Genomic DNA, 9,651 nt, shown 5'->3' with positions numbered 1-9,651 from the left:
GGCGGGGGGCGGGGGCGGGCGCGCGCCGCGCCCGCGCCGCCCGCCCCCCCCCCCCCCCGCCGCCCCCGCCCCCCCCCCCCCCCCCCCCCCCCCCCCCCCCCCCCCCCCGCTTTCGTGTTGGGTCCGCGCCCCGGTCGGGGCGTGGGGGGTGGCTACGCGGAGCGGTCGCTGCCGGGGCCTTCGTAGTCCTCGCCGTAGGCGCCCTTGGCGGGGCGGCGGCGGCGCATGGGGGGTTCGACGCCGTCCGCGAGGCGGCGGGCGGTGACGAGGAAGCCGGTGTGGCCGATCATGCGGTGGTCCGGGCGGACGGCGAGGCCTTCCACGTGCCAGTTGCGGATCATCGATTCCCAGGGCTGCGGCTCGGCGAAGCAGCCGATCTCGCGGATGGATTCGACGGTCTTGGACAGCTGGGTGGTGGTGGCCACGTAGCAGCAGAGGATGCCGCCGGGCACGAGGGCCTTCTTGACGGCTTCCAGGCATTCCCAGGGGGCGAGCATGTCGAGGATGACGCGGTCGACGTCGGTCTCGTCCAGGTTGTCCTGAAGGTCGCCCACGGTCAGCTTCCAGGCCGGGTGGGGGCCGCCGAAATAGCGTTCGACGTTGGCGGTGGCGATCTCGGCGAAGTCCGCGCGGCGCTCGTAGCTGTGGAGCATGCCCTGGTCGCCGATGGCGCGCAGCAGGAAGCTGCTCAGGGAGCCGGAGCCCACCCCCGCCTCCACGACGCGGGCGCCGGGGAAGATGTCGGCGAAGGCCAGGATCTGGCCCGCGTCCTTGGGGTAGACCACGGCGGCGCCGCGGGGCATGGACAGGACATAGTCGGGGAGCAGGGGGCGCAGCGCGAGGTAGGCGACGTTGCCGGTGGTGCGGACAACGCTGCCCTCGGGAGCGCCGATCAGCTCGTCGTGCGGGAAGGAACCCTTGTGGGTGTGGAAGTTCTTCCCGGCTTCGAGCGTGAACGTGTAGTGGCGGCCCTTGGGGTCGGTCAGCTGTACCTGGTCCCCGACCTCGAAGGGCCCGCGTCGGCGGGCGGCACCGGTCGGTTCGGACATGTGACCAGTGTATTGGCTTCAGGACTGGGGCCGCGCCATGGCCTTCACGAAGGCCTTTTCGACGTCGAGGGTGGACAGGACGCCGTAGATCTCGCCGCCGGTCTCGACGACGAGGTATTCGGTGGCGGGGGTGGTGCGGAGGTGGTCGAGGAGGGCTTCGCCGGTGAGCTCCGCGGAAACCTTCATTCCGTCGGTGAGGTCCTGGGCGAGGGTGCTGACGGCGACCCAGGGCCGGCGGTGTTCGGGGACGGAGGCGATGGCGGTCTCGCGGACGATGGCGGTGGGGTCGCCCTGGCCGTCGACGACGACGAGGGCGCGGGCTCCGGCTTCGTTGGCGCGGCGCAGGGCCTCGGAGAGGGGGGTGGTGCTCTGGACGGGGATGGCGCGCCGGGTGAGGGTGCGGGCGCGGAGTTCGGGGAGGTGTTCGCGCAGGCGGGCCATGCGCAGGCTGTTGCCGGCGCCGGTCCAGATGATCGCGGCGAGGATGGCGGCGAGGAGCGCGTCCATGACGGTGTCCATGCCGCCGATGTCCTGGGTGGGGTTGCCGAGGACGCCGGTCTGGGTGATGAGGGGCAGGCCGATGAGGACGGTGATGGCGAGGGCGCGGCCGACCCAGGCGGCGGCGACGGTGCCGGCCATGGGTTTGCCGGTGATTCCCCAGATGAGGGCGCGGAGCATGCGGCCGCCGTCGAGGGGGAGGCCGGGGAGCAGGTTGAAGGCGGCGACGAGCAGGTTGGACACCATGAGGCCGGCGAGGAGGACGCCGGGGACGGTGGCGGGGTCGACGGCTTTCATGCCGAGGTAGAAGATCCCGGCGAGGGCGAGGGAGAGGAGGGGGCCGACGAAGGCGAGGACGAATTCGCGGCCGGGGGTTTCGGACTCCTTCTCGATCTCGGAGACGCCGCCGAAGAACTGGAGCTGGATGCGGCGCACGGGGAGCTTGAAGCGGAGTGCGGCGACGGTGTGTGCGAGTTCGTGGACGAGGACGGAGGCGTAGAAGGCGACGGCGAAGAAGAGGGAGACGAGGTAGCGGGCGGGGCCGAGCTCGGGGAGGATCCGGTCGAGCTGGTCGCCGAAGACCCAGGTGATGAGGGCGGCGACGAGGAACCAGCTGGGCGAGACGTAGACGGGTACGCCGAAGGGGCGGCCCATGAGGATGCCACCGCCCGGTTCGGAGCGCTTGGCGGGGCGCTCGCCGGTTTCGTCGGTGTCTGCCACGGCTTTCCTTCGTTCGGTGCGTGTGCTTCCAGTGTGGGCCACGTCGGGTGGGGCGGCGTGGGGCGCTGTCGCGCGGTGTGATGCTCCGATCATGCAGGGCGATGGGCCCGGAGTCGATGGTATGCGCGTGCTGTCGGTGCCGGGTCGTAGGGTTTTACGCATGACGACGATCCCCGGCGCCGGTTCCGCCGACGCTTCCCCGGGTGCTGCCCGGCCCGCCTCGCTGTCGCCTTCGCGGGCGGGCGATTTCATGCAGTGCCCGTTGCTGTACCGGTTCCGGGTGATCGACCGGCTGCCGGAGAAGCCGAGTGCGGCGGCGACGCGGGGGACGCTGGTGCACGCGGTGCTGGAGCGTCTGTTCGATCATCCGGCGGCGGAGCGGACGGTGCCGCGGGCGAAGGAGCTGCTTCCGGGGCAGTGGGAGCGGCTGCTGGAGGCGAAGCCGGAGCTGGCGGGGCTGTTCCCGGAGGGGGACGGTGGCGCGGGGCTGGCGGCGTGGCTGGCGGAGGCCGAGGCGCTGGTGGAGCGCTGGTTCACGCTGGAGGACCCGACGCGGCTGGAGCCGGTGGAGCGGGAGTTCTTCGTGGAGACGGAGCTGGCGTCGGGGCTGCGGTTGCGCGGGATCATCGACCGGGTGGACGTGGCGCCGACGGGTGAGGTGCGGATCGTCGACTACAAGACGGGCAAGGCGCCGCGGCCTGAGTACGCGGAGGGCGCGCTGTTCCAGATGAAGTTCTACGCGCTGGTGGTGTGGCGGCTGAAGGGTGTGGTGCCGCGGCGGCTCCAGCTGGTGTACCTGGGCAGTGGTGACGTGCTGACGTACGACCCGGTGGTGGCGGACCTGGAGCGGGTGGAGCGGAAGCTGCACGCGTTGTGGGAGGCGATCTCGGAGGCGACGGAGACGGGTGACTGGCGGCCGCGGCCGACGAAGCTGTGCGGCTGGTGCGATCACCGGGCGGTGTGTCCGGAGTTCGGCGGCACTCCCCCGGTGTATCCGCTGGTGGTCGTTCCGAGGCCGGACCGGCCGGCGGGCTCCTGATCGCGGCCGGGCAGAATGGGCGGGTCGAAGCGTCCGACGAAATACGAGGTGGTTCCTGTGGCGATCCGCGTCCTGCTGGTCGACGACCAGCCACTGCTGCGCACCGGCTTCCGGATGATCCTGGAGGCGGAGCAGGACCTGGTGGTGGTGGGTGAGGCCGGGGACGGTCTCCAGGCGCTGGAGCGGGTGCGGGCGCTGCAGCCGGACGTGGTGCTGATGGACATCCGGATGCCCCGTATGGACGGGGTGGAGGCGACGCGGCAGATCACGGGTCCGGAGCGGAACGGTCCGGCGAAGGTGCTGGTGCTGACGACGTTCGATCTGGACGAGTACGTGGTGGAGGCGTTGCGGGCGGGGGCGAGCGGGTTCCTGTTGAAGGACGCTCCGGCCGATGAGCTGGTGCAGGCGATCCGGGTGGTGGCGGCGGGCGAGGCGATGCTCGCGCCGAGCATCACGCGTCGGCTGCTGGACAAGTACGCCGGTCATCTGCCGTCGGGTGAGGAGAGCGTCCCGGACGTGTTGGGGACGCTGACGGAGCGTGAGGTCGAGGTGCTGAAGCTGGTGGCGCGGGGGCTGTCGAACGCGGAGATCGCGGCGGACCTGTTCGTGAGCGAGACGACGGTGAAGACGCATGTGGGTCATGTGCTGACGAAGCTGGGCCTGCGGGACCGGGTGCAGGCGGCGGTGTACGCGTACGAGAGCGGTCTGGTGCGGCCGGGGGCGCAGTAGCCGCGGTGTGCCGGTACGGGTCCGCCCCGGCTCCCTCGTGGGGTGCCGGGGCGGAGGTGTGTCCGGGGCGGGTCAGCCCTTGCTGATCTCCCAGAAGCGGAAGACGGTGGAGGCGTCCAGGGACCACTGGAGGCCGGTGATGTTCTGGCGGGCGACGGCGTACTGCTTGCTCTGCCAGAGCGGGAGGATGGGGAGCTCGTCGGCGACGATGTCCTGGAGGCGGGTGTAGTCCGGGTTGGCCGCGGTGCGGTCGGCCTTGGTGGAGGTCGTGGGGATGATGGTCCCGCTGATCTCCTTGTTGTCGTAGTTGTTCATCAGGACGTTGTCCGGCCCGAAGAACGGCTGGGTGAAGTTGTCGGCGTCCGGGTAGTCGGGGACCCAGCCCTTGACGTAGACGCCGTACTTGCCGGCCTTGATGTCCTTCTCGTACTGCTCGAACTCGACGGACTTCACGTCGGCGTCGAAGAGGCCGCTGTCGTTGAGCTGCTTGGCGATGACCTGGAACTGCTGGTCGGTGGAGGGGCCGTAGCGGGTGGGCGTCGAGTACAGCGTGAGCTTGATCTTGCCGTTGATGTTGGCGGCCTTGAGGACGGCCTTGGCCTTCTCCAGCTGCGGGCTGCCGCCGTAGCGGTCGAAGAAGGGGGTGGTGTGTCCGGCGATGCCGGCGGGGACGATGGAGTACAGCGGGATGGCGGTGCCGGAGTACACGTCCTTGACGAGCGCCTCGCGGTCGACGAGGTACGCGATGGCCTTGCGGACGGGGAGCTTGCCGACGACGGGGTCGTTGACGTTGAAGACCAGGTGCTGGACTTCGGCGCCGGTGCCCTGGACGACGTCGACCTTGTTGTCGCCGGTCTTGGTGGCGGCGAGGCCGGCGATGTCCTTGGCGGCGAGGCCGCGGAAGGCGAAGTCGACGTCGCCGCTCTCCAGGACGGTCTTGAGGCCGGCCTGGTCGCCGTTGAAGAACTTCAGCGTGACGCCGGTGTTCTTGGCCTTGGCCTTGCCGCTGTAGGAGTCGTTGACGGAGAAGTTGGCGCTCTTCTCGCTGAAGGAGTCCAGCTTGTAGACGCCGGAGCCGATGGCCTTGTTGTCGGTGCGGAGCTTGTCGGCCGGGTATTCGCTGTGGTCGACGATGGCGCCCGCGCCGGACGCGATCTTGCTGGGGAAGGTGGCGTCGGGCGTCTTCAGCTTGAAGACGACGGTCTTCTCGTCGGGGGTGTCGATGCTCCCGATGGCGGAGAGCAGGACGGCCGGGCCGCTCGGGTCGTTGATCTTCAGCGTGCGCTCGAAGGAGAACTTGACGTCCTTCGAGGTGAGGCTGTGGCCGTTGCTGAACTTCAGGCCGGAGCGCAGGGTGCACTTGAACACCTTGCTGTCGCCGCCCTCGAAGTTGCAGGTCTGCGCGGCGTCCGGTTCGGGCGTGGTGCCGCCCTTGGGGAAGCTCAGGAGCGACTGGAAGACGTTGTTGAAGAGCAGCCAGGAGCCCGGGTCGTAGCCGGATGCCGGGTCGGTGGAATTCACCTTGTCGGATATGCCCATGACCACGCCCTTGCCGTCGCCGGCGGCCGAGCCGTCCTGCGAGCCGCAGCCGCTGAGCAGCGCGGCGGCGGTTGCCGCCCCGAGCGGGGCTACCAGCCACTGGTTACGTCTCTTCACGCGATGTCCTTCACAGTTCTTGTCTGATCTTTGCGCCGGCCTGCGACGTCCGCCGCCGGTTACTGCCGGTCTCAGCCGCTGACACCTCGGCCGAGTTCCCACAGCTGGAGGTCGGAGATGGCGTTGACCGACCATTCCACTCCGGTGATCCCGTCGCGTGCGGCGACGTACTGCTTGCCCTGCCACAGGGGCAGGACGGGCACGTCCTCGGCGACGATGTCCTGCATCTCCGTGATCGCGGGGACGGCGACGTTGCGGTCGGCGGCCTTGCGGGACTCGGGGATGAGCTTGGTGCGCACCGTGTTGTTGGCGTACGGCGTGCCCAGGAAGTTGTCCTGCTCCAGGAACGGGGCGAGGAAGTTGTCGGCGTCCGGGTAGTCGGGGAACCAGCCGAGCCCGTAGGCGGCGTAGTCGCCCTTCTTCTGGGCGGGGCGGAAGTCGCCCCATTCGTTGCCCTGGACGGTGATGTCGAAGAGCTGGGTGGAGTTCAGCTGGGCCTTGAGGGCCGCGAACTCGGCCGCGGTGCCGTCGCCGTAGTGGTCGCTGGTGTAGTTCAGCGTCAGCTTGACGGGGGTCTTGATTCCGGCGGCCTTCAGCAGGTCGGCGGCCTTGGCGGTGTTGGCCTCGCCGTACTTGTTGAAGAAGGAGTTGACGTGGCCGGGGACGGTGGTGGGGACCAGCGAGTACAGGGGCTGCGCGGACTTGCCGTAGACCTTGGAGATGACGTTGTTGCGGTCGACGGCGGCGGCGAGGGCCTGGCGTACGGCCTTCTCCTTGGTGACCGGGGCGTCGGTGTTGAAGCCGATGTAGCGGATCTCCAGGCCCGGCATGGGGACGAGCTTGACGCCCTTGGGGGGCTTGGCCGCGAGCTCGGTGATCTGGGCCGGGGACAGGGTGCGGGAGACCATGCTGATGGAGCCGTCCGACAGCGCCTTGGTGGCGGCGGCGGAGTCGGGGAAGGTGCGCAGTTCGACCTTGTCGTTCTGCAGCTTGAGGTCGCCCTTGTAGTTCGGGTTCTTGGTGAAGACGGCCCGGACGAGGTGGTTGTCCTTGACCTCGGGCTTCATCGTGTACGGGCCGGAGCCGTCGACGGAGAAGCCGGTGCGGAGCCTCTTGGCCTCGTAGTTCTTCTCGCTGACGATGCCGGCGGCGGGGGTGGAGAGCTTGTACGGGAAGGTCGCGTCCGGGGTCTTCAGGTGGAAGACGACGGTGTCGGCGCCCTTGACCTCGACGGTGTCGAGGGTGGAGAGGAGGGAGGAGGGGCCGTTCTCGTCCTTGATGGCGCGGACCCGGTCGATGGAGAACTTGACGTCCTTGGCGGTGAGCGGGTCGCCGCTGGCGAACTTGAGGCCGGGCCGCAGGGTGCAGCGGTAGCTCTCGTTGTCGTTGTCGGTGAAGCGGCAGTCGGAGGCCGCCTCGGGGACGGGCTGGCCGCCGCCTCGCGGGGTGTGCATCAGCGTCTGGACGGTCTGGCGCAGGACGTTCCAGGAGGAGGCGTCGTAGGCGTAGGCGGGGTCGAAGGGGGCGGGGGCGTAGTCGGCTGCCTCGAACCGGTCGGTGGTGCCGACGACGATCGCTCCGGACGCCGCTCCCGTTCCGCTCGCGCTGCCGCATGCGGCCAGCGCGGGGGTGAGCAGGCCCATCGCGGCCGTCAGCACCATGGTCTTGCGGTTCATGCTGGAAGTACTCCCTCACCCGGCACTTGTTAAGCGGCGTAGAGGGCACTTCGCTGCGGTCGCCCGTTCAGGGCGGAACGATCGGGCCGGTGTTTGACGATCGGTCCACGCGCGTGCCGGTGCAAGGGTGTGCGGCCGGTACGGCAGAGGTGCGTGCGGAGTGCCCGCGACGACATTAGTGGCCCGGGACGGGGTGGCTGGAACCAGTAGGAGTTGGGGCGTAATCGCACTGTGATGGGTGCGGACTGACCGCTTATGCCGGAGTCTTCGCAGATGGTGTCAGGAGATGATCAATCGGACACATGGGAAGCCCCTGGAGGCTCGGGGCAGGTCCGGCGAAGGCTGCGCGGGTGACCAAAGTCACCCGTTGCAGCCCCTCTCGCCAGGATGGAATTTCGGCCTCCGGGGCCGGGCGCGGAAGATCCTTCCGCCGGAGTGGGGACAGGCCCCCGTTCCGTTCGGCACTCACGGTGTGCGCTCAGTTCATCGGAGTGATGAGGGAGCGCAGGAAAGCCAGGTCCACGTCCTCCAGCGAGCGGACGACGGTCCGGCCGGGGGCGGGCTCGATCAGGCCCACCGAGGGCACGGCCACGACCCGGCAGCCGGCCGCCTCGGCGGCCGCCACCCCGGTCGCCGTGTCCTCGATGACGGCGCACCGCGAGGGGTGCGCGCCGAGGCTGCTCGCGGCGAACAGGTAGGGGTCCGGGTGGGGCTTCGTACGGGGTACCTCGTCGCCGGCGACGGTCAGGTGGAAGCGGTCGCGGCCGAGGGTGAGCAGGACGTGGTCGATGACCCGGCGGTGGGAGGCCGAGACCAGGGCGGTGGGCACGTTGTGCCGGGCCAGCTCGCTCAGCAGGCGCTCGGCTCCGGGCATCAGGGGGACCTGCTCGGCGATGCGGGCCTCGAAGCGCTCGTTCAGCAGGACGCTCAGCTCGGCGAGGCCGATGTCGGCGCCGGTCGCCTCGATCAGGAAGGAGGCGCTGCGGCTCATGGGCCCGCCGACGACCACGTCGCGCCAGGCATCGTCGAGACGGTGGCCCAGCTCCAGGAAGATCTGCGCCTCGATCTCCCACCAGAACCCTTCGGTGTCGACGAGGGTGCCGTCCATGTCGAGCAGCACCGCCTGCAGGGCGTGCCCGTCGGCCGTACGGACGACGGGGGCGGGAACGGTGCTGGTCATGCGTACGCCTCTCTCCGGGGACGACAAGGCCGGTCACCTCGGACCCGTGGGGCATCCCCTCGGGAACAGGTGACCGGCCTGTTTGGGACCGACCAGTGTACGCCGGTCCGTGTCAGCGTGCGTTGAAATACTTCGCTTCGGGGTGGTGGATCACCAGAGCGTCGGTGGACTGCTCAGGGTGGAGCTGGAACTCCTCCGAGAGGTGGACACCGATCCGCTCCGGCTGGAGCAGGTCCGCGATCTTCGCGCGGTCCTCCAGGTCGGGGCAGGCGCCGTAGCCGAGGGAGAAGCGGGCGCCCCGGTACTTGAGGTCGAACATGTCCTCGATGGCGGCCGGGTCCTCCCCGCCGAAGCCGAGCTCGGCGCGGACTCGGGCGTGCCAGTACTCGGCCAGGGCCTCGGCCAGCTGGACGGACAGGCCGTGCAGCTCCAGGTACTCGCGGTAGGAGTCGGACTCGAAGAGCTTGGCGGTGGCCTCGCCGATCTTCGAGCCGACGGTGACCACCTGGAGGCCGATGACGTCGGTCTCGCCGGACTCCTCCGGGCGGAAGAAGTCCGCGAGGCACAGGCGCCGTCCCCGGCGCTGGCGCGGGAAGGTGAACCGGGTCCGCTCGTTGCCCTGCTCGTCCAGGATGATCAGGTCGTCGCCCTTGGAGACGCAGGGGAAGTAGCCGTAGACCACGGCCGCTTCGAGGAGGTTCTCGGTGTGCAGCTTCTCCAGCAGGCCGCGCAGGCGCGGACGGCCCTCGGTCTCGACGAGCTCCTCGTACGTGGCCCCGCCGGCGCGGGCCTGCTTCAGACCCCACTGGCCCTTGAACAGTGCGCCCTCGTCCAGCCAGGAGGCGTAGTCCTTGAGCGGGATGCCCTTGACGACCCGGGTCCCCCAGAAGGGCGGGGTGGGCACCGGGTTGTCGACGGCCACGTCGGAGCGGGCGCCCGGCTGCTCGGGCTCCTCCACCTGGAGGTCGGGCGTGTCCCGCTTGGCGACGCGGCGCTGCTTGAGCTCGGGCAGGGTGGCGCCGGGGACGCCGCGCTTGACGGCGATCAGTGCGTCCATCAGCCGCAGGCCCTCGAAGGCGTCACGGGCGTAGCGGACCTCGCCCT

8 protein-coding genes are annotated in these 9,651 nt (G+C 69.8%); 2 read left to right on the top strand and 6 right to left on the bottom strand.

The window, feature by feature from the left end:
• Window positions 1-152 precede the first annotated feature (152 nt).
• The gene (locus tag WDV06_RS34500) at window positions 153-1,049 is read right to left on the bottom strand and encodes a tRNA (adenine-N1)-methyltransferase (protein ID WP_042814566.1); all 897 of its coding nucleotides are present in this window, start codon (window positions 1,047-1,049) and stop codon (window positions 153-155) included.
• Between the two features lie 18 nt (window positions 1,050-1,067).
• Window positions 1,068-2,201 (bottom strand): site-2 protease family protein, encoded by a 1,134-nt coding sequence (locus WDV06_RS34495; RefSeq protein WP_395513768.1) that lies wholly within the window; start codon window positions 2,199-2,201, stop codon window positions 1,068-1,070.
• A 226-nt stretch (window positions 2,202-2,427) separates the two neighbouring features.
• Here WDV06_RS34495 and WDV06_RS34490 point away from each other — a divergent pair, with 226 nt between their 5' ends.
• Window positions 2,428-3,306: a RecB family exonuclease gene (locus WDV06_RS34490; protein ID WP_395513767.1), complete on the top strand. Its 879-nt coding sequence runs from the start codon at window positions 2,428-2,430 to the stop codon at window positions 3,304-3,306.
• Between the two features lie 57 nt (window positions 3,307-3,363).
• Entirely contained in the window at window positions 3,364-4,035 is a 672-nt protein-coding gene (locus tag WDV06_RS34485; protein ID WP_395513766.1) for a response regulator, read from the top strand.
• Between the two features lie 72 nt (window positions 4,036-4,107).
• Here WDV06_RS34485 and WDV06_RS34480 read toward each other — a convergent pair whose 3' ends face one another.
• The 4 genes from WDV06_RS34480 to WDV06_RS34465 form a co-directional block, all read right to left on the bottom strand.
• Window positions 4,108-5,691 (bottom strand): ABC transporter substrate-binding protein, encoded by a 1,584-nt coding sequence (locus tag WDV06_RS34480; RefSeq protein WP_395513765.1) that lies wholly within the window; start codon window positions 5,689-5,691, stop codon window positions 4,108-4,110.
• 71 nt (window positions 5,692-5,762) lie between these two features.
• Window positions 5,763-7,367, bottom strand: a complete 1,605-nt coding sequence (locus WDV06_RS34475; protein WP_395513764.1) for an ABC transporter substrate-binding protein — start codon at window positions 7,365-7,367, stop codon at window positions 5,763-5,765.
• A gap of 478 nt (window positions 7,368-7,845) precedes the next feature.
• Window positions 7,846-8,547, bottom strand: a complete 702-nt coding sequence (locus WDV06_RS34470) for an HAD family hydrolase (protein WP_395513763.1) — start codon at window positions 8,545-8,547, stop codon at window positions 7,846-7,848.
• A gap of 112 nt (window positions 8,548-8,659) precedes the next feature.
• The coding region (locus WDV06_RS34465; RefSeq protein ID WP_395513762.1) for a vitamin B12 dependent-methionine synthase activation domain-containing protein at window positions 8,660-9,651 on the bottom strand (992 nt) is incomplete at its 5' end.

Origin of the sequence: Streptomyces racemochromogenes, from assembly GCF_044129415.1 — a bacterium.
Classification (GTDB): domain Bacteria; phylum Actinomycetota; class Actinomycetes; order Streptomycetales; family Streptomycetaceae; genus Streptomyces; species Streptomyces racemochromogenes_A.
Note: the sequence above shows the minus strand (reverse complement) of the source record. Positions and strands in the feature narration are given on the sequence as shown.

Excerpts from the sequence above, each read along its gene's own strand:
- WDV06_RS34500 (WP_042814566.1), bottom strand. The coding sequence starts at position 1,049 with ATGTCCGAACCGACCGGTGCCGCCCGCCGACGCGGGCCCTTCGAGGTC.
- WDV06_RS34495 (WP_395513768.1), bottom strand. The coding sequence starts at position 2,201 with ATGGGCCGCCCCTTCGGCGTACCCGTCTACGTCTCGCCCAGCTGGTTC.
- WDV06_RS34490 (WP_395513767.1), top strand. The coding sequence starts at position 2,428 with ATGACGACGATCCCCGGCGCCGGTTCCGCCGACGCTTCCCCGGGTGCT.
- WDV06_RS34475 (WP_395513764.1), bottom strand. The coding sequence starts at position 7,367 with ATGAACCGCAAGACCATGGTGCTGACGGCCGCGATGGGCCTGCTCACC.
- WDV06_RS34470 (WP_395513763.1), bottom strand. The coding sequence starts at position 8,547 with ATGACCAGCACCGTTCCCGCCCCCGTCGTCCGTACGGCCGACGGGCAC.